The organism is Kitasatospora purpeofusca, assembly GCF_034043715.1.
Classification (GTDB): Bacteria; Actinomycetota; Actinomycetes; order Streptomycetales; family Streptomycetaceae; genus Kitasatospora; species Kitasatospora purpeofusca_A.
The window spans coordinates 1-17,504 of the sequence record NZ_JAXCLC010000064.1 but is presented as its reverse complement, the minus strand read 5'-3'; the positions used below and the strand labels follow the sequence as shown (position 1 = coordinate 17,504).

Below are 17,504 nucleotides of genomic sequence, written 5' to 3'. Positions count from 1 at the left end.
GGGCGACCGGGCGGCGCACCGCCGACGCACCGCCGGTTCGCTGACGGTTCGCCTGATGGATCGCCACGAGTACCGAACAGCCGGACGATCAAGGGTACTGCCCGCCGCGAACCGCCCGCAGCCGGTTGGGGCGGGCGGCGGCCGGGCCGCCGGGCCCCCCGAGCGTCCCACCCGCCCCGCCCGCCACGAAAGCCTCGCGACAAAAGCCCCGCGACCGCCCGCGACGGCCCATGGCGACGCGCGGACACCCGTTCGGGCGAATACGGCACAAATGGCCCCGCCCTCGGGCGAAGCGTCGGGGAGTATGCGGACTGTGCCGCCGTGTGCCGTGGGTCACGGTGCCCGAGCGGCGCATGCCCGGCCGCCCGGCCGGGAAGAGAGTGCCCCCGAGGTCCGGGCCCGACCACCGGACTTCATATCAGTTCCCCTTCTAAGCAGGGAAGTTGAGGAACCATGCAGGTCTGGCCAGGGACCGCCTACCCCCTCGGTGCCACCTACGACGGGGCCGGCACCAACTTCGCCGTGTTCTCGGAGAGCGCCGACCGGATCGAGCTCTGCCTGCTCGACGAGGACGGTTCGGAGTCCTCCGTCGAACTGCGCGAGACGGACGCCTTCGTCCGGCACGCCTACCTCCCGGGCGTCCAGCCGGGCCAGCGCTACGGATTCCGCGTGCACGGCCCCTACAACCCGGGCCTCGGCCAGCGGCACAACAGCGCCAAACTGCTGCTGGACCCGTACGCCAAGGCGATGAGCGGGCACATCGACTGGGACGAGTCCGTCTACGGCTACCACTTCGGCGCCCCCGAGCGCCGCAACGACCTCGACTCGGCCCCGCACACCATGCACTCGGTGGTGATCAATCCGTACTTCGACTGGGGCACCGACCGGCCGCCCCGCACCGACTACCACCGCACGGTGCTCTACGAGGCCCATGTGAAGGGCCTGACCAAGCTGCACCCGGGGATCCCCGAGGAGATCCGCGGCACCTACGCGGGCGTCGCCCACCCGGCCGTGATCGAGCACCTCGCCAAGCTCGGCGTCACCGCGATCGAGCTGATGCCGGTGCACCAGTTCGTCCGCGACCACCGGCTGCGGGACCTCGGGCTGGCCAACTACTGGGGCTACAACACCATCGGCTTCTTCGCCCCGCACTCCTCCTACTCCTCCACCGGCGACCGGGGCCAGCAGGTGCAGGAGTTCAAGTCGATGGTGAAGGCGCTGCACGCGGCCGGCATCGAGGTCATCCTCGACGTGGTCTACAACCACACCGCCGAGGGCAACCACCTCGGGCCGACGCTCTCCCTGCGCGGCCTGGACAACGTCTCCTACTACCGGCTCGCCCGGGACCAGCGGTTCTACGAGGACACCACCGGCACCGGCAACAGCCTGCTGATGCGCAGCCCGCACGTGCTCCAGCTGATCATGGACTCGCTGCGCTACTGGGTCACCGAGATGCACGTCGACGGCTTCCGCTTCGACCTCGCCGCCACCCTGGCCCGGCAGTTCCACGAGGTGGACCGGCTGTCCTCGTTCTTCGACCTGGTCCAGCAGGACCCGGTGGTCTCCCAGGCCAAGCTGATCGCCGAACCCTGGGACCTCGGCGAGGGCGGCTACCAGGTCGGCAACTTCCCGCCGCTGTGGACGGAGTGGAACGGCATGTACCGGGACACCGTCCGCGACCTGTGGCGCGGCGAGAACGCCACCCTCGCCGAGTTCGGCTCCCGGCTCACCGGCTCCTCCGACCTCTACCAGGACGACGGCCGCCGCCCGATCGCCTCGATCAACTTCGTCACCTGCCACGACGGCTTCACCCTGCGCGACCTGGTCTCCTACAACGACAAGCACAACGAGGCCAACGGCGAGAACAACCGGGACGGCGAATCCTTCAACCGCTCCTGGAACTGCGGGGTCGAGGGCCCCAGCGAGGACCCGGGCACCGAGGAGCTGCGGGCCCGCCAGCAGCGCAACTTCCTCGCCACCCTGATGCTCTCCCAGGGCGTGCCGATGATCGCCCACGGCGACGAGCTCGGCCGCACCCAGCAGGGCAACAACAACGCCTACTGCCAGGACAACCCGCTCACCTGGGTGCACTGGCCGACGGGCGACGGGCCGGACGCCCGGCTGCTGGAGTTCACCCAGGGCATGGTCTGGCTGCGGCGCGACCACCCGGTGTTCCGCCGCCGCCGCTTCTTCCACGGCCGCCCGGTCCCGGGGCGGCCCACCGGGGAGGGCGGCGGCGCCGGCCCGTACGAGGACCTCACCGACATCGCCTGGTTCACCCCCGCCGGGGAGGAGATGACCAAGCGCAACTGGGGTGCCAGCTACGCCAAGTCGCTCACCGTCTTCCTCAACGGCTACGCCATCTCGGAGCCGGACCGGCGCGGCGGGCGGATCGTCGACGACTCCTTCCTGCTGATGTTCAACGCGCACTTCGAGCCGCTGGAGTTCACCGTGCCGGCCGGGCACGGGCAGGAGTGGCAGGTCGTGGTGGACACCGCGCAGGCCCGGCTGCCCGCGCCGGGGACGGGCGCGGTGGTCAAGGCCGGGGACGCGCTCCGGCTCGTCGACCGCTCGCTGATGGTGCTGCAGCGCCCCGCCTGAGCACCCGGGCGCCCGCGGTGTGCCGGTGGGCCGACGGCCCTTGCGCATCCGTCGCCGCACGGGCCACCGTGGTCCCCGGGGAGGCCGGAGCCTGCCCGGGGACCGGACCGAGGGGCGGCGCGGCGATGGCGGGCGATCGGACGACCACGACGGAGTTCCTGCTCGGGACGCTGCTCTCCCTCCCGGGCCGGGTCGCGGACGCGACGATCCGGCGCCCGCCCCCCGACCGGTGGGTGCTCGCACGTACCCGCACCCCCGAGGCGGAGGCGGCGCGGGCCGCCGAACACGCCCTGGTCGAGGGACTGGTCGAACGACTCGGGGAGGTCGACGGGGTCACCCTCGTCGTCGCCCAGGTGGACGACCGCCGGGTCACCCCCGGACTCGGGCTCGACCCGGGCCGCCGCCTGGAGCTGGTCTGCCGGCTCGCCGCGACCGCCTACTTCGCCACCGCGCTGGACCCGCCGGAGCTGCTGCGCCGGATCGGCGCGGCCGCCGTCGCCGACTGGGGCACCGGGGCGTACGCCGACCCCCGGACGGCGCACCCGCCCGGCTCGGTCGCCGCCGCGCTGGCGTACTACCGGGACGGCGGCCGCCACCCGGACGGGTCGCCGCGGGAGCACCCCGCACTGTTCGCGCCGGGGGTCCCGGGGGCGCGCCTGACCTGGGACGAGCCGGGCCGGACGCCGGTCGCGGAGCCCAGCCCGACCATGTTCAACAGCTCGTTCGCCCAGTACGCGGACGACCCGGCCGCCGCCGAGGCGGTGCGGGCCGCCCGGGCCGAGTACGGCCGGATCCTCTGCCTCGGCCGGTCCGGGGCCGGCGGGCCGCAGCGTCCCGGCTACTTCACGGTGCCCCGGGGACGGCGCCGCCGCGGCCACTGAGCGTCCACGCAGCCCCCAGTACCCGGACCGGCCCCGTGCCGCCCACGACCCGCCCCGCTCACCTGTTCGGTCCAGCAACGGGTCTTGCCCCCGCGTCCCGCCGGGTAGGCATGGAGGCATGACCCACGCCGCCGAGCCCGCGCAGTCCCGCCCGGCCGCCGCCCCCGCCGCCGTGCCGTCGGCCACCTACCGCCTCCAGCTCCAGCCCGGCTTCACCCTGCGCGACGCCACCGCCGCCGTCCCCTACCTGGCCGCCCTCGGCGTCTCCCACCTGCACCTCTCCCCGCTGCTGGCCGCCGCACCCGGCTCCACCCACGGCTACGACACCGTCGACCACGGCCGGATATCCGAGCAGCTCGGCGGCGAGGAGGCCCTGCGGGCGCTGGCCGCCGAGGCGCACCGGCACCACCTGCGGCTGATCGCCGACGTCGTGCCCAACCACATGGCGGTCCCCGTCCCCGAGCACCTCAACCGGCCGCTCTGGGAGGTACTGCGGGACGGCCCCGACTCGCCGTACGCGGACTGGTTCGACATCGACTGGACCGCCCAGCCGGGCCCGGTGGACGCCCCCGGACGCGGCCGGGTGCTGCTGCCCCTGCTCGGCGACCGGCTCGGCGCCGTCCTCGACCAGCTGGCCGTCGACGGCGACACCCTCCGCTACCACGACCACGTGCTGCCGCTGCGCCCCGGCACCGAGACGCTGCCGCTGCCCGAGCTGCTCGGCCGGCAGTGGTACCGCCCGGCCTGGTGGCGGCTGGCCCGCACCGAGCTGAACTACCGGCGGTTCTTCACCGTCAACGAGCTGATCGCCGTCCGGGTCGAGCGTCCCGAGGTGTTCGAGGCCACCCACGGCGTGCTGCTGCGGCTGCACCGCGAAGGCGTGCTGGACGGCTTCCGGATCGACCACCCGGACGGGCTCGCCGACCCGCGCGGCTACCTGGAGCGGCTGGCCGCGGCCACCGGCGGGGCCTACACGGTGGTCGAGAAGATCCTCACCGGCGACGAGCGGCTGCCCGCCGACTGGCCCTGCGCCGGCACCACCGGGTACGACGCGCTGCGCCGGATCGACGGCGTGCTCACCGACCACGCGGGCGCCTGCCGGCTGGCCGGGGCGTACGAGGCGTTCCTCGCCGACGACGCCCCCGCCGATCCGGACCGCGGCGAGCCCTGCGCCGACCCGCATCCGGCGCTGGCCGCCGCCCGGCGGGGGCGGGCCGACATGACCGGGCCCGGCGGCGAGCTGTCCGCCGAGCTGGAGCGGCTGGTCCGGCTGGCCGTCCGGCTCGGCGCGGCCCACCCGGCGCACGCCGACCACCCGCCGGAGCGGCTGCGCGCCGCACTGGGCCGGCTGCTGACCGGCTACCCCGCGTACCGGCCCTACGTCCGCCCCGGGGAGCCCCTGCCGGAGTCCTCCGCCGAGCAGCTGCGCGCCGCCCGCGCGGCCGACGAGGGACCCACCGACGCCACCGACCGGTTCGTCGCCGAGCTCGCGGCGGGCGCGCTCGGGCGCGGGCCCGAGCAGGACGAGTTCGCCGTCCGGTTCGGGCAGACCGCCGCCGCGGTGGCCGCCAAGGGCGTCGAGGACACCGCCTTCTACCGCTGGAACGCGCTGCTGAGCCTCAACGAGGTCGGCGGCGAGCCCGCCCGGCCCGGGGTGCGGCCGGAGGACTTCCACGCCTGGTGCCACTACGTCGAACGGCACTGGCCGCACACCATGACGGCGCTCTCCACCCACGACACCAAGCGCAGCGCCGACGCCCGGGCCCGGCTGGCGGTGCTCGCCGAGCAGCCCCGGGAGTGGGCCGCCGAGGCGGCGGCCTGGTCGACGGCGGCCGGGCGCGGCCCGGGTCCCGGCTCCGGCTCCGGCTCCGCTGCCGGCTCGGGCCACGGCTCCGCTGCCGGCTCGGGCCACGACCCGGACAGCGACTGGCTGCTCTGGCAGACCCTGGTCGCCGGCTGGCCGCTCTCCCCGGAACGGCTGGTCGCCGCCGTGCTCAAGGCGGCCCGCGAGGCGAAGCTGCGCACCTCCTGGACCACCCAGGACGTCCGCTTCGAACGCGCCCTCGCCGACCGCGTCCACGGCGTCTTCGGCAACCCCGGGCTGCTGCCCCGGATCGAGGGGTACGTCGCCGGGCTCGCCCCGTACGCCCGCTCGAACACGCTCGCCGCCGCCCTGCTGCACCTCACCGTGCCCGGGGTGCCGGACCTCTACCAGGGCAGCGAGGAGCCGCTCTACACCCTGGTCGACCCGGACAACCGGCGCCCGGTCGACCTCGGCGCGCTGGCCGTACGGCTCACCGACTCGTCGACCGCCCGCCCCGGCGACCTGGCCCGGGAGAAGCTGCACCTCACCACCACCGCCCTGCACCTGCGCCGCACCCGGGAGTTGGGCGCCCACCACCCGCTCGCCGCCGTCGGCCCGGCCGCCGGCCACCTGCTCGCCTTCGGACGCGGCCCGGATGTCCTCACCGCCGTCACCCGGCTGCCGTACCGGCTCGCCCGGACCGGCGGCTGGCACGACACCGTGCTGCACCTGCCCGACGGACCGGGCTGGACGGACGAACTGACGGGCCGTCACCTCCCTTCCGGTCCGGTCCCGGTGGGCGATCTGCTGGCCGGCGACCGGCCGGTGGTCCTGCTGACCAGGAGGGGCACGTCATGAGGCACCAGGCCGGGAGGGGCACGTCATGAGGTACCAGGTCTGGGCCCCGAACGCCGCCGACCGGGTCGAGGTGGCGGTCGACGGCGCGCACCACCCGCTGGCCCGGGACGCCGTCCGCGCCGGGTGGTGGCAGGGCGAGGCACCCGCCGGGGACTACGCGTTCGTACTGGACGGCGGGCGCCCGCTGCCGGACCCGCGCTCGCCCCGGCAGCCGCACGGCCCGGACGGCCCCAGCCGGGCCGTCGACCACGCCGCGTTCAACTGGTCGCACACCGGCTGGCGCGGCCGCCCGCTGCCCGGCGCGGTGCTGTACGAGCTGCACATCGGCACCTTCACGCCCGCCGGAACCTTCGACGCCGCCGCCGAACGACTGGACCACCTGGTCGAACTGGGCGTCGACTTCGTCGAGCTGATGCCCGTCTGCCCGTTCCCCGGCAAGCACGGCTGGGGGTACGACGGCGTGTCGCTGTGGGCCGTGCACGAGCCCTACGGCGGCCCCGAGGGCCTCAAGCGCTTCGTCGACGCCGCCCACCGCAAGGGCCTCGGCGTCGTCCTCGACGTGGTGCACAACCACCTCGGCCCGGCCGGCAACCACCTGCCCGCCTTCGGCCCCTACTTCACCGACCGGCACCACACCCCGTGGGGCTCGGCGGTCAACCTGGACGCGCCCGGCTCCGACGAGGTGCGCGCCTATCTGATCGGCAGCGCGCTCGGCTGGCTGCGCGACTACCGGATGGACGGCCTGCGGCTGGACGCCGTGCACGCCCTGGCCGACGACCGGGCGGTGCACTTCCTGGAGGAACTCGCCACCGAGGTCGACCGGTTGGCGGTGGCGACCAACCGCCCGCTGTTCCTGGTCGCCGAGTCCGACCTGAACGACCCCCGCACCACCACGCCCCGCGAGGCCGGCGGGCAGGGGCTCGCCGCCCAGTGGAGCGACGACTTCCACCACGCCCTGCACTGCGCCCTGACCGGCGAGTCCCAGGGCTACTACGGGGACTTCGCCGCCGCGCCGCTCGCCGCCGTGGCCCGGACCCTCACCCGGGGCTGGTTCCACGACGGCGGCTGGTCCTCGTTCCGCGGCCGCCACCACGGCCGCCCGTTCCCGCCCGCCCACGGCCACCGGCTGCTCGGCTACCTCCAGACCCACGACCAGATCGGCAACCGGGCGCTCGGCGACCGGATCTCCACCAGCCTCTCCCCCGGCCGGCTCGCCTGCGGGGCCGCGCTGGTGCTCACCTCGCCGTTCACCCCGATGCTGTTCATGGGCGAGGAGTGGGGCGCGGCCACGCCCTGGCAGTACTTCACCGACCACACCGACGCGAACCTCGCCGAGGCCGTCCGCCGGGGCCGGCGGCGGGAGTTCACCGAGCACGGCTGGGCGGCGGACTCGGTGCCGGACCCGCAGGAGCCGGCCACCGTGCTGCGCTCGGTGCTCGACTGGACCGAGCCCCGGCGCGGACCGCACCGGGCGCTGCTGGAGTGGACCAGGACGCTGATCCGGCTGCGGCGGGAGCACCCGGAGCTGACCGATCCCGATCTGGCGGCCGTCCGGGTCGAGTTCGACGAGGAGGCCGGCTGGCTGGTAGCGCACCGGGGGCCGTACCGGGTGGCGGTGAACCTGGGGCGGGCGCCGGCCTCGGTGCCGGCGGCCGGCGAAGTGGTGGCCGCGTTCGGCGGGCACCGCCGCTCCGGGGACCGGCTGACCCTCGATCCGGACTCGGTCGCGGTGGTCCGCCGCTGACGGCCGTCGGCCGGTCGGTCGTCGGCCGGTCGGTCGGTCGCCGGCCGGTTGTCGACTGGTCGTCGCTACTTCAGGAAGCCGTCGATCCGCTCCCGCAGTCCGTGCGCGTCCAGTCCGTACGCCGCCAGGTGCTCGGGGATCGATCCGTACTGCCGGTGCTCCGCCTGCGGCACACCGAGGGCCAGCACCCGGTGCGGCCGGTCGGCGAGTGCCTCGTGCGCCGCGTTGGCGGAGGTGCCGACCAGGTACGGCTCGACCAGCACCACGTCCGCCCGCTGCCCGGTGGCGGCCCGCAGCGCGGCGCCGTCGAAGGGCCGGACGGTGGCCGCGTACAGCACGGTGACGTCCAGGTTGGCGGTCGCGGCGAGGACGGCGTCCAGCATCGGGCCGACCGCGACCACCGCGCCCCGGCCGCCCTCGCGGACGACCGTGAACCGGCCCGGCTCGACGTTCACCGCCGCCTCGTTCTGGTGCGCGGACAGCCGGACGTACACCTTGCGGTCACCGTCGGCCACCGCGTGCCGCAGCAGCCGCTCCGCCTCGTCCGGGTGGCCGGGCACGTGCACCGTCCAGTCGGGCAGGGTGTCCAGCAGGGCGACGTCGCCCGGCGCCATGTGGGTGCGGCCACCGGCCGGCCAGTCGTAGGAGCCTGCCGCGCTCACCAGCACCGCGCCGACATCCTGGTGGTTGAGGTCCAGTTTGACCTGCTCGAACGGCCGCTCGATCAGGAAGCTGGCGAAGGTGTGGGCGATCGGCCGCATCCTGGTCAGCGCCAGTCCGGCGGTGGCGCCGATCAGCAGCTGCTCGCGGATGCCGACGTTGACCAGCCGGTCCGGGTGCCGCTCGGCGGCCTTCTGGAAGCCCGCGGCGCTGATGTCCGCGAGGACGAGGGCGAGCCGGGGGTCCTCGTCCAGCAGGCCGGAGGTGACCTCGATGAAGCGGTCGCGCATGGTGTCCATGGATGTTCGGGCCCTTTCCGGCTCAGGAGTTCTTCGGTTCAGGACTTGTTCGGTCCAGGAGTTCTTCGGTTCACGAGTTCTTCGGTTCGACGCGGGCGACCACGACCCGCGGCCGGCCCGGGTGCCCGGCGGTGTACGCCGCGTACAGGGCCTCGTGGTCGCGGCCGTCCACGGTCTCCGCCGACCAGCCCTCGGCGGCGAAGCGCGCCGCGATGCCGCCGCGCCAGCCGTGCGTGGCGGAGGAGTTGTCGATCACCAGGGCGTGCAGCCGGTCCAGGCCGTAGGCCCCGGCGAAGGCCACCGCCTCGTGGTTGGAGCCCTCGTCGAACTCCGCGTCGCCGAGCAGCACCCAGACCGCCGGGTCGTGCAGGCCCTGGGCGCGCAGGCCGAGCGCGGTGCCGACCCCGATCGGCAGCCCGTGCCCGAGCGAGCCCGAGCTGATCTCCACCCCGGGGACCAGCAGCCGGTCCGGGTGGTGGCCGAGCGGCGAGTCGTAGGCGCCGAAGCTGGGCAGCACCTCCGGGTCGATGAAGCCCTTGGCCGCCAGCACCGCGTAGTACGCCATCGGGCCGTGGCCCTTGGAGAGCAGGAAGCGGTCCCGGTCCTGGGCCTGCGCCGTCTCCGGGGTGACCCGCAGGATCCGGTCGTAGAGCACCCACAGGGCGTCCAGGGTGGAGGTCGCGGCCGGGCCGTGCTTCTCGTCGCCGGTCATCAGCGCCATCAGGTGCGGCAGTTCGCCGAAACCGGAGGCAGTGGTTCTGGTGCGGTTCGTCATGCCTCCGATGCTGCAACCTGAAGTCGGCTTCAAGTCAAGCGCTACAGTGTCACCCATGATCGCCAACCGGCCGGGCCGCCACGACCTGCTCACCATCGGCCAGCTCTCCGAGCGGAGCGGCCTCGCCACCTCCGCGCTGCGCTACTACGAGCGACTGGAGCTGATCCACGCCACCCGCACCACCGGCAACCAGCGCCGCTACACCCGCGGCACCCTGCGCCGGATCGCCTTCGTCCGCGCCGCCCAGCGGGTCGGGCTGTCCCTGGACGAGGCCAAGGTCGCCCTCGACCGCCTCCCCGAGCACCGCGCTCCCAGCGGCACCGAGTGGGACGGCGTCGCCCAGTCCTGGCAGAGCCGGATCGACGAGCAGATCGCCGAACTGGAGCGGCTCAAGGCCAAGCTCACCGGCTGCATCGGCTGCGGCTGCCTCTCGCTCACCCGCTGCGGGCTCTACAACGCCGCCGACCGCGCGGGCGCGGCCGGCCCCGGCGCCCGCTACCTGCTCACCCGCGATCCGGCCACCGGCCCGGAGTCCGCCGGCGACGGCTTCACGGAGTGACCGCGCGGCCCGGACGAAGCCCGTTCGGACGCTGCTGGTGAGCACACGACCTGACCGCGTGTGACTGTGAGACCGCGCGGGAGAGACTCTCCCCGCGGACCCTCAAGGAGCTTTGATGAACCGCTTTGCCAAGGCGTCGGTCACCGCCCTGATCTCGCTCACCCTGAGCCTGGGAACGATCGCCACCGCCACCTCCCCGGCCGTGGCGGCCTCCCCCGACGTGTGCGGCGGGGCCATCAGTGACTACACCGGCCTCAACAGCGTCGATGTGCCCTTCACCGGTACCGCCACCAACGGCGCCACGAGCCGCCAGTTCACCATCATTCCCCAGATGGCCAAGAGCCCGCTGGTCAAGACGGAACTGGTCACGGCCTCCAACGACGTGTACGCGATCGTGAACTTCGAGCTGGGCGTGAACGACCTCGGTCAGGGCACCATCTACTTCGCGGTCTTCGGCGGCACCGGCTACAGCACCGGCATCCGGTGCGAGAGCGGCACCCGGGTCACCAAGATCACCGGCTTCCTCCACGTCCCGGACTCCGAGAGTCTGCTGGAGTTCAACGTCAGCCGCGCCTGACCCCCCGGGCGACCCGGACTGACGGCGCACAGCCGTCCGGGCGCTTTCCACAGGAAGACGTCGAAGCCCTCCCCGCCGGTCGAGGCGCGGGGAGGGCTTTTCGCCTGCCCGGTCGTTCGGGCGGTCGGCAGACCCGGTCCACGGGCCTCCCGGCGCGCCCGCCGTGACGGCCGTGCGGCGGGCCCTAGCGTGGGCAGGTCGCCGCAGGTAGCGAGGCTGGAGCAGCTGATGAACCACCGTTCTTCCCGTTCTTTCCGTTCTTCCCGTTCGTGCAGGACCGCCCTCGCCGCCGCTGCGGCGGCCTGGCTGCTGCTCGGGGCCGCCGGCTGTTCGAGCGGCGGGGGCGGGGGTGGTTCCTCCGCTTCTTCCCCGGTGGCCTCCTCCCCGGCCGCCTCCTCCCCGGTGGCCTCCTCCCCCGTCGGCTCCTCGCAGGCCACGTCCTCCACGCCGGCCGGGGCGGTGACCGTGACGATCAAGGACTTCAAGTTCGGCCCCGCCACCCTCACCGTGGCCCCGGGCACCGCGATCACCGTCACCAACCAGGACTCCGCCGGCCACACCCTCACCGCCATCGCCCCCCACGCCGGGGCGTTCGACACCGGCCTGCTGGAACAAGGCAAATCGGCGACGATCACCGCCCCGACCGCCCCCGGCTCGTACCCGTTCCACTGCGACGTCCACCCGACCATGACGGGCACCCTCGTCGTCCAGTGACCGTTCGTGCCGGACCCACCGCCTGGCCTCCGGCGCCTGCTCCGAGTCGCCCGCCCACCCGCCCGCGAAGCGAGCGCGCCGCCGCCCCCTGAGCCTGGGCGGCGGCACGCGGTTCACGGCGTCACGGGGTGTAGCTGACCCAGCCCTGCTTCGGGGTGGTGTTCGGCGGGCAGTACACGCGGACGTTCAGGAAGGTGGTGTACGGGCCGACGGTCCGGGTGGAGTTGTCGGAGCAGCTGATGTTCACCCACCACTTGGTGGTGCCCGTGGCCGAGCAGGAGATGTTGTAGTACCACTGTGTGCCGTCCTGGCCGAACGACCCGGTGCTGCAGTTGATGCTGTCGAGCCGGGTCGGCGAGCTGGTCTGCGCACTGGCGGCCGGCGCCGTGACGACCGCGGCCGCGGCGACGCCGGCCAGCAGACAGCCGGCCAGGCTGATCCTCTTGGTGTTCCTGCGCACGATGGTTCCGTCCTCGTTGTCGGTGGTGACAAAACGCGCCGCTGAAACCCGCGGCCGGGACGTGCCTCGGCGAAATATAGGGAGGGAGTGTGAAGTTCCGCATATGACAGCGGAATTGTCGCCAGGACCGCTGTGCGCTGCCGGTTCGTCCGCGCCGTGCGGAACGCCCGGCGCGTTCCGAGCCTGACGGGTCACCCGGTTCGCCGAGGCCGTGCACCAACCACCGGCCCATCGGCCGGAATCCGCCGTTCCCCGGGAGCGGCCCGGCCCTACGGCGCGATCTCCGCCCAGACGATCTTCCCCACGCCGTCACGCGGGCAGCAACCCCAGCGCTGGGACAGCAACTTGACGAGCGCCAGGCCCCGCCCGGACTCGTCCTCCCCGGAGGCGGCTCTCAGCACCGTCCCCCGCTCACCGCGCGCGTCGTGCACCTCGATCCGCAGCCGCCGCCGGTCGACGTCGAGCACGAGCTGAACCCGGCGCCCCATCGGCGTGCCGTGCAGGACGGCGTTGGTCACCAGCTCACTGACGAGCAACTGCCCCGCATCGGCGAACCGTTCACCCCCCGGCGCATCGGTGAGCAGCTTGTCGAGGAGTCGGCGGGCCTCGCCGGGCGAGCGCCGGCTGCGCGGGAGCCAGGTCGAGAGCGAGGCGGAGGGGGAGGGAAAGGGAGAGGGGGAGGGGGAGGAGTTGCAGGAGGACATGGCGGATTCACCTTCCACGTGCAGGGAGTTGAAGGCATGGGGATGCCCGGCATCCGCCCACTTGATCACTCAGACGATCCGGACGGTCACGTGATGTAGTGTGCACCTCGCAGCTGATTGTGCGCAAGCGCATCCAACCTGCAATTGCAGTCTCTGCCATCATGGTTGAGGCTCGAAGAGGGGTGGCAGACTATGCAAGGACCCGAACAGGCAGGGAGTGTGACCGGTGAGCAGTCCGACCGTGTTGCGGCGTAGGCTCGGCAGCGAACTCGGCAAGTTGCGTGCGTCTCGCGACTTGAGCGCCAAGGACGTGGCCGCCGCCCTCGGTTGGTCCGCCTCCAAGCTGAGTCGCATCGAGAGTGGCCTCGTGTCACTACAAGAGCGCGATGCGACGAAGCTGTTGACGCACTACGGCGTTACTTCACCCGAAGAGGTGAAGCAGTTCCTGAAACTCACAAGGCAGAGCCGGCAACAGGGCTGGTGGCACGCCTACGGCGACGCCCTGCCCGATCGATTTCGCGCTTACGTCGGCTTCGAGACCGACGCCACGAAGATCGTGACATTCCAGTGCGAGGCCGTGCCCGGCCTGCTCCAGACGGAGGGCTACGCGCGGCACATCATCCGCGCGATGAATCCGACGGAGTCGGCCGAAGGCGTGGAACTCAAGCTCGCGCTTCGCATGGAGCGGCAGCACATCCTCGATCGCCCCAACCCGCCCCAGATCTGGGCGATCCTCGGCGAGGCCGCCATTCGACGGCCCGTCGGCGGCGAACTCGTCATGGCAGAGCAGTTGAATCACATCGCGGCCATGGCCGAAGAGCGCCCCAACATCACCGTGCAGGTGCTTCCGTTCTCAGCAGGCGCCCACGCTGCCATGGGGTCGTCCTTCTCGATCTTCGCCTTCAGTGACATCCCGAGCAGCGTGGTCTACTGCGAGACGATCAGCAGCAAGACCTACATCGAGCAGCAGTCCGAGATTGCCCGCCACGAGGACGTCTTCCATCGACTCATGGCGTCTTCAGCTCAACCCGAGAAGTCGATCTCCTGGTTGAGGCAGGTCGCAGAGGAGTACAGCAAGTGAATCGTGAATTCCGTGGCGCCCGATGGCGCAAGAGCACCTACAGCATCGCCGACGGTGACTGCATCGAGGTCGCCGACGGGCTGTCGGACATAGTTCCCGTCCGTGACAGCAAAGACCCTCACGGTCCCACCCTCGCCTTCACCGCCACCGCCTGGACGTCCTTCCTCGCCGCCATCCACACCGGCGAGCTGCCCACCAGCTGACACGGAAAACGCCCTCCCCGGAGATTGAGGCGCCGGGGAGGGCATTTTTCATTTCCGTACTAGCCGGACTTTCCGATCAGGAGGCGATTACCCGACCGGAATCCAGGTCAACGGCCGCCGCCACGGCGAGGGTTCGTTCACCCCGCACCTGTGACGGCCGCGACAACGACGTCGGCCAGCTCCTCGAGGGACCGGCCGTCGCCCGCGTCCAGCGGCTCCGACCCGAGCGCGGCCGGCTCGGCGAGCAGCAGGTCCTGGTAACGCACCGACCTGGCCAGGAACTTGTCCATCAGGTACCGGCCGTCCGGGGTCGCCTCCGGGTAGCGCCCGGCCGTCCGGATCCGGGTACGCAGGACGGCCTCGTCGGCCCGCAGCCAGTGGGCGGAGACCCGGCCGCCGGAGCCCCGCGCGCCGGTCAGCCGCGCCACCTCGGGCGGCCACAGCGCCGAGCCCTCCAGGACGAGGCCCGCTCCCCCGCCCTCCGCGACCAGTTGCCCGATCCGGGGCCGCAGCCGCGCGTAGTGCTCCCGCACCGAGGCGACCAACTCCTCGACGGTGAGGGTCCGGTAGTGCTCGGCCACGTGCGGGGGCACCTCCCACCCCGGCACCGGCCACGGTCGGCCGGGGTGCCGCGCCAGCGTGTCCGTCGACCGGTACGCGAAGCCGAGCCGGTCCGCCACCAGACGGGCGAGCGTCGACTTCCCGGTGTTCGACGTCCCGCCGATCAGCACCACCCGCACACCGTCGTCCGCCATGCGACCGACCCTATCCACCGGCCCCGGCCCGCGCACCGGAAGTCGGACCCGCCGACTTCCGGTGCGCGGCGGAGTGCTTGGAGAACGCCGACCGGAGCGGCAGCCCGACCGCGAGCACCGCCAGGGCGACCATCGCCACTCCCGTCCCGGCCAGCGTCGCGCGGGCGCCGAGGGCCGCCGTCAGCGGACCGCCGAGGGCCGCGCCCGCCGGGCCCGCCGTCAGCACCAGGGACGCGCGCAGGGCGAGCACGGAGGTGAGGACGGGCGCCGGGGCGAGCTCCTGGAACCGGCCGACCACCAGCGCGCTGTACGGGCCGTACACCAGCCCGGCCACGGCGAACCCCGTGACCGACAGCGCGGCCGGGCCCGGCAGGGCGAACGACATCATCGCGAGACCGTGCCCGGCGACGATCCCGGGCAGCACCCACCGCACCGCCCTCCTGCTCAGCACGCCGAGGCCCAGCGCGCCCAGCACCGCCCCGACCCCGAACGCCACCCAGTAGAGGCCCAGCAGACCGGGGCCGGCCGCCAGTTCCTCCCCGACGAACAGCGGCAGGGCGACCTCGACCGGACCGTAGAACAGGTTGAAGAACCAGGTCAGCACCAGCAGGCCGAGCAGCTCCGGGCGGGTCCGCAGCACCCGCAGGCCCTCGCCGCGCCGCACCGGCCCCTCCGACCGGTCCCCCGCCGAGGCGGCGGCACCACCGGAGAGCGGGACCGAGGCCGGGCCCGGGAGCGGGACCGCCGACAGCCGCCCCGCGCCCACCGCCAGCACCAGGAACGACACCGCGTCCAGCCCGATCACCCAGGCCGGCGCGACCACCACCGCCAGCACCCCCGCCAGCGCCGGTCCGGCGATCATCGCCACCCAGGCGCTCGTGCTGAGCAGCGCGTTCGCCGCCTGCCGCCGCTCGGCCGGGATCACCTCGGCCACCAGCGCGTACCTGGCGCTCGCGCCCCACGCGTGCAGCAGCGAGGACCCGGCCAGCAGCACCAGCAGCAGCCCGGGTCCGAGCAGGCCGAACGCCCACCCGACCGGGATCCCGCCGAGGAAAAGCCCACGCGTCCACGCGTCCGCCCGGATCAGCCGCCGCGCGGGCAGTCCGCGCAGCCGCCGGCCGAACAGCAGCGCACCGAGCGCGCCGGGCAGGACGTAGGCGGCGACGGCCGCCCCGACGAACAGCCCGGCCCGCCCGGGCGGGGCCAGTCCCAGCGCGAGCCACGGCACGGCGACGGCGCTCATGCCGTCGCCGAGGTCGGACACCGCGAGCGCGGGGAGCAGCCGGCGGAACGGGCCGGGGGCGAACAGCGGACGGTAGGCCGGGGGAAGCCGACGGAGCAGCGGCGCGGATGAGGTCATGCGGGCCAGGCAAGCGGTTCACGCGCGCTTGAAGTCAAGCGGAACCGGGGACGGGGGCGGACGTGCAGGATGTCGGTATCGGGGAGCTGGCCCGGCAGACCGGTCTGCGGCCCTCCGCGCTGCGGTACTACGAGAGCCTCGGGCTGCTGCCCGCCGCCCGCCGCGAGGGCGGCCGCCGGGTCTGGCCGGCGGCCACGCTGCGCCGGGTCGCCCTGATCCGGATGTCCCAGCGGGCGGGCTTCACGCTGGCCGAGATCCGGGGGCTGCTGGACACGTCCACCACGCGCGGCACCACCCGCCAGTGGCGCGCCCTGGCCGAACGCAAGCTCCCCGAGCTCGACCGCGTCGTCCGGCAGACCCAGCAGCTCCGGGACGCCGTCGCGGCCTGCCTCGCCTGCGGCTGCATGAACTTCGCCGACTGCGAACTCCTCTCCGCCGGTGCGGCCGACGGCGGCTGAGGGTGGCTCGGAACGCGGGCGGCACGGCCTCCGGAACGTGATCGACATGTGATCCGGCGGCCTGTCCGGCGGGCTCCGGCGACCCTCCCGAACGCCCCTTCCCGGGCCTGCGGGACGGCGCGGCCGGTCGTCCGCCCCAGGGTCCGGGGGCCACGGCGGGGACCGTCCGACCGGGGCCGCAGCAGGGCCCAACGGCCTTTTCGGCGAAGGGAATCGGGGGTGAAAGAACGTCCGCGTACTTCTAGGCTGGGCGTATTCCACCCCACCGAAAGGCCCGCCCTTGAACCGCGCCATCCGCTCCGTCGACGACGTCCTCGACCTGCTCGACGGGCTCTTCCGACCCGAGGCGGACCGCTGGACCGACCACGCCGCCGACTGGTGGGACGACTTCTACGCCGACCGGGCCTCGGGGCGGCCGTTCTTCGTCGACAAGCCGGACGAGAACCTCGCCGCGCGGCTCGACGGCGGCCTGCTGCCGCCCGGCGCGCGGGTGCTGGACCTCGGCTGCGGGGCGGGCCGCAACGCCGTGCACCTCGCCTCGCTCGGCTTCGAGGTGGATGCCGTCGACCTCTCCGCGACCGCCCTCGCCTGGGCGCGCGAACGCGCGGAGGCGGCGGGCGTCGCCCCGCGCTTCCACCACGGCAACATTTTCAGCACCGAACTCCCCCTCCCCCAGTACGACCTGGTGTACGACTCGGGCTGTCTGCACCACCTCCCGCCGCACCGCCGGATCAGCTACCTGGCGCTGCTGGAACGCGTCCTCGCGCCGGGCGGGTACTTCGGACTGACCTGCTTCGCGGCCGGCGGGATGGGCTCGGAGCTGCCGGACGCCGCGCTGTACCGCAACGGCCGGCTGGACGGCGGACTGGCCTTCGCGCCGGACGAACTCCGCTGGATCTTCGCCGGGTTCGACGAGCTGGAGATCCGCCCGATGGTCCCGCAGGAGCCCGCGTCCCCGCTCTTCGGCCTGCCGGTGCTGCTCACCGCCCTGTTCCGCAGGCCGCTCGCCGA

General features: G+C 73.5%; 17 protein-coding genes. 11 read left to right on the top strand and 6 right to left on the bottom strand.

Features of this window, described 5'->3' with window-relative positions; genetic code table 11:
• Positions 1–453: 453 nt before the first annotated feature.
• The 4 genes from glgX (at position 454) to treZ (ending at position 7,888) form a co-directional block, all read left to right on the top strand.
• A complete protein-coding gene (glgX, locus tag SM793_RS27680) occupies positions 454–2,601 on the top strand; it encodes a glycogen debranching protein GlgX (protein WP_320441017.1) in 2,148 nt (715 codons plus the stop codon).
• Between the two features lie 125 nt (positions 2,602–2,726).
• Positions 2,727–3,482, top strand: coding sequence for a hypothetical protein (locus tag SM793_RS27675; protein WP_320441016.1), 756 nt, complete (start codon positions 2,727–2,729; stop codon positions 3,480–3,482).
• Between the two features lie 118 nt (positions 3,483–3,600).
• Positions 3,601–6,144: a malto-oligosyltrehalose synthase gene (gene treY / locus SM793_RS27670; RefSeq protein ID WP_320441015.1), complete on the top strand. Its 2,544-nt coding sequence runs from the start codon at positions 3,601–3,603 to the stop codon at positions 6,142–6,144.
• A 25-nt stretch (positions 6,145–6,169) separates the two neighbouring features.
• Positions 6,170–7,888, top strand: a complete 1,719-nt coding sequence (gene treZ, locus SM793_RS27665) for a malto-oligosyltrehalose trehalohydrolase (RefSeq protein ID WP_320441014.1) — start codon at positions 6,170–6,172, stop codon at positions 7,886–7,888.
• A 65-nt stretch (positions 7,889–7,953) separates the two neighbouring features.
• On the opposite strand, the gene SM793_RS27660 is transcribed toward treZ, so the two are convergent.
• Together SM793_RS27660 and SM793_RS27655 are read right to left on the bottom strand one after the other, a co-directional pair.
• On the bottom strand, positions 7,954–8,847 hold the full coding sequence (locus SM793_RS27660; protein ID WP_320441013.1) for a transketolase family protein: 894 nt from the start codon (positions 8,845–8,847) through the stop codon (positions 7,954–7,956).
• Positions 8,848–8,917: 70 nt separating this feature from the next.
• Positions 8,918–9,622, bottom strand: coding sequence for a transketolase (locus tag SM793_RS27655; protein ID WP_320441012.1), 705 nt, complete (start codon positions 9,620–9,622; stop codon positions 8,918–8,920).
• Between the two features lie 55 nt (positions 9,623–9,677).
• Between SM793_RS27655 and soxR the strand changes: the two genes are divergently transcribed.
• The 3 genes from soxR to SM793_RS27640 all read left to right on the top strand — a co-directional run bounded on the left by soxR (position 9,678) and on the right by SM793_RS27640 (position 11,472).
• Positions 9,678–10,181 carry a redox-sensitive transcriptional activator SoxR gene (gene soxR / locus SM793_RS27650; RefSeq protein WP_320441011.1) on the top strand — a complete coding sequence of 168 codons (504 nt, stop codon included), beginning with the start codon at positions 9,678–9,680 and terminating at the stop codon, positions 10,179–10,181.
• A gap of 115 nt (positions 10,182–10,296) precedes the next feature.
• Positions 10,297–10,758: a hypothetical protein gene (locus SM793_RS27645; protein WP_320441010.1), complete on the top strand. Its 462-nt coding sequence runs from the start codon at positions 10,297–10,299 to the stop codon at positions 10,756–10,758.
• Between the two features lie 372 nt (positions 10,759–11,130).
• Complete coding sequence (locus SM793_RS27640) at positions 11,131–11,472, top strand: cupredoxin domain-containing protein (RefSeq protein WP_320441009.1); 342 nt, start codon at positions 11,131–11,133, stop codon at positions 11,470–11,472.
• A 121-nt stretch (positions 11,473–11,593) separates the two neighbouring features.
• Here SM793_RS27640 and SM793_RS27635 read toward each other — a convergent pair whose 3' ends face one another.
• Positions 11,594–11,932: a hypothetical protein gene (locus tag SM793_RS27635; RefSeq protein WP_320441008.1), complete on the bottom strand. Its 339-nt coding sequence runs from the start codon at positions 11,930–11,932 to the stop codon at positions 11,594–11,596.
• 269 nt (positions 11,933–12,201) lie between these two features.
• A complete protein-coding gene (locus SM793_RS27630; RefSeq protein ID WP_320441007.1) occupies positions 12,202–12,636 on the bottom strand; it encodes an ATP-binding protein in 435 nt (144 codons plus the stop codon).
• A gap of 226 nt (positions 12,637–12,862) precedes the next feature.
• On the opposite strand from SM793_RS27630, the gene SM793_RS27625 reads away from it, so the two are divergent.
• Positions 12,863–13,717 carry a helix-turn-helix transcriptional regulator gene (locus SM793_RS27625; RefSeq protein ID WP_320441006.1) on the top strand — a complete coding sequence of 285 codons (855 nt, stop codon included), beginning with the start codon at positions 12,863–12,865 and terminating at the stop codon, positions 13,715–13,717.
• Positions 13,714–13,920, top strand: a complete 207-nt coding sequence (locus SM793_RS27620) for a DUF397 domain-containing protein (protein WP_320441005.1) — start codon at positions 13,714–13,716, stop codon at positions 13,918–13,920. The genes SM793_RS27625 and SM793_RS27620 overlap by 4 nt, the downstream gene beginning before the upstream one ends.
• A gap of 137 nt (positions 13,921–14,057) precedes the next feature.
• Here SM793_RS27620 and SM793_RS27615 read toward each other — a convergent pair whose 3' ends face one another.
• Entirely contained in the window at positions 14,058–14,675 is a 618-nt protein-coding gene (locus tag SM793_RS27615; protein WP_320441004.1) for a hypothetical protein, read from the bottom strand.
• 10 nt (positions 14,676–14,685) lie between these two features.
• Positions 14,686–16,035, bottom strand: a complete 1,350-nt coding sequence (locus SM793_RS27610; protein WP_320441003.1) for an MFS transporter — start codon at positions 16,033–16,035, stop codon at positions 14,686–14,688.
• A gap of 62 nt (positions 16,036–16,097) precedes the next feature.
• Here SM793_RS27610 and SM793_RS27605 point away from each other — a divergent pair, with 62 nt between their 5' ends.
• Together SM793_RS27605 and SM793_RS27600 are read left to right on the top strand one after the other, a co-directional pair.
• Positions 16,098–16,493 carry a MerR family transcriptional regulator gene (locus tag SM793_RS27605; protein WP_320441002.1) on the top strand — a complete coding sequence of 132 codons (396 nt, stop codon included), beginning with the start codon at positions 16,098–16,100 and terminating at the stop codon, positions 16,491–16,493.
• Positions 16,494–16,773: 280 nt separating this feature from the next.
• The coding region (locus SM793_RS27600) for a class I SAM-dependent methyltransferase (RefSeq protein WP_320441001.1) at positions 16,774–17,504 on the top strand (731 nt) is incomplete at its 3' end.

Excerpts from the sequence above, each read along its gene's own strand:
- glgX (WP_320441017.1), top strand. The coding sequence starts at position 454 with ATGCAGGTCTGGCCAGGGACCGCCTACCCCCTCGGTGCCACCTACGAC.
- SM793_RS27675 (WP_320441016.1), top strand. The coding sequence starts at position 2,727 with ATGGCGGGCGATCGGACGACCACGACGGAGTTCCTGCTCGGGACGCTG.
- treY (WP_320441015.1), top strand. The coding sequence starts at position 3,601 with ATGACCCACGCCGCCGAGCCCGCGCAGTCCCGCCCGGCCGCCGCCCCC.
- treZ (WP_320441014.1), top strand. The coding sequence starts at position 6,170 with ATGAGGTACCAGGTCTGGGCCCCGAACGCCGCCGACCGGGTCGAGGTG.
- SM793_RS27660 (WP_320441013.1), bottom strand. The coding sequence starts at position 8,847 with ATGGACACCATGCGCGACCGCTTCATCGAGGTCACCTCCGGCCTGCTG.
- SM793_RS27655 (WP_320441012.1), bottom strand. The coding sequence starts at position 9,622 with ATGACGAACCGCACCAGAACCACTGCCTCCGGTTTCGGCGAACTGCCG.
- soxR (WP_320441011.1), top strand. The coding sequence starts at position 9,678 with ATGATCGCCAACCGGCCGGGCCGCCACGACCTGCTCACCATCGGCCAG.
- SM793_RS27645 (WP_320441010.1), top strand. The coding sequence starts at position 10,297 with ATGAACCGCTTTGCCAAGGCGTCGGTCACCGCCCTGATCTCGCTCACC.
- SM793_RS27630 (WP_320441007.1), bottom strand. The coding sequence starts at position 12,636 with ATGTCCTCCTGCAACTCCTCCCCCTCCCCCTCTCCCTTTCCCTCCCCC.
- SM793_RS27615 (WP_320441004.1), bottom strand. The coding sequence starts at position 14,675 with ATGGCGGACGACGGTGTGCGGGTGGTGCTGATCGGCGGGACGTCGAAC.
- SM793_RS27610 (WP_320441003.1), bottom strand. The coding sequence starts at position 16,035 with ATGACCTCATCCGCGCCGCTGCTCCGTCGGCTTCCCCCGGCCTACCGT.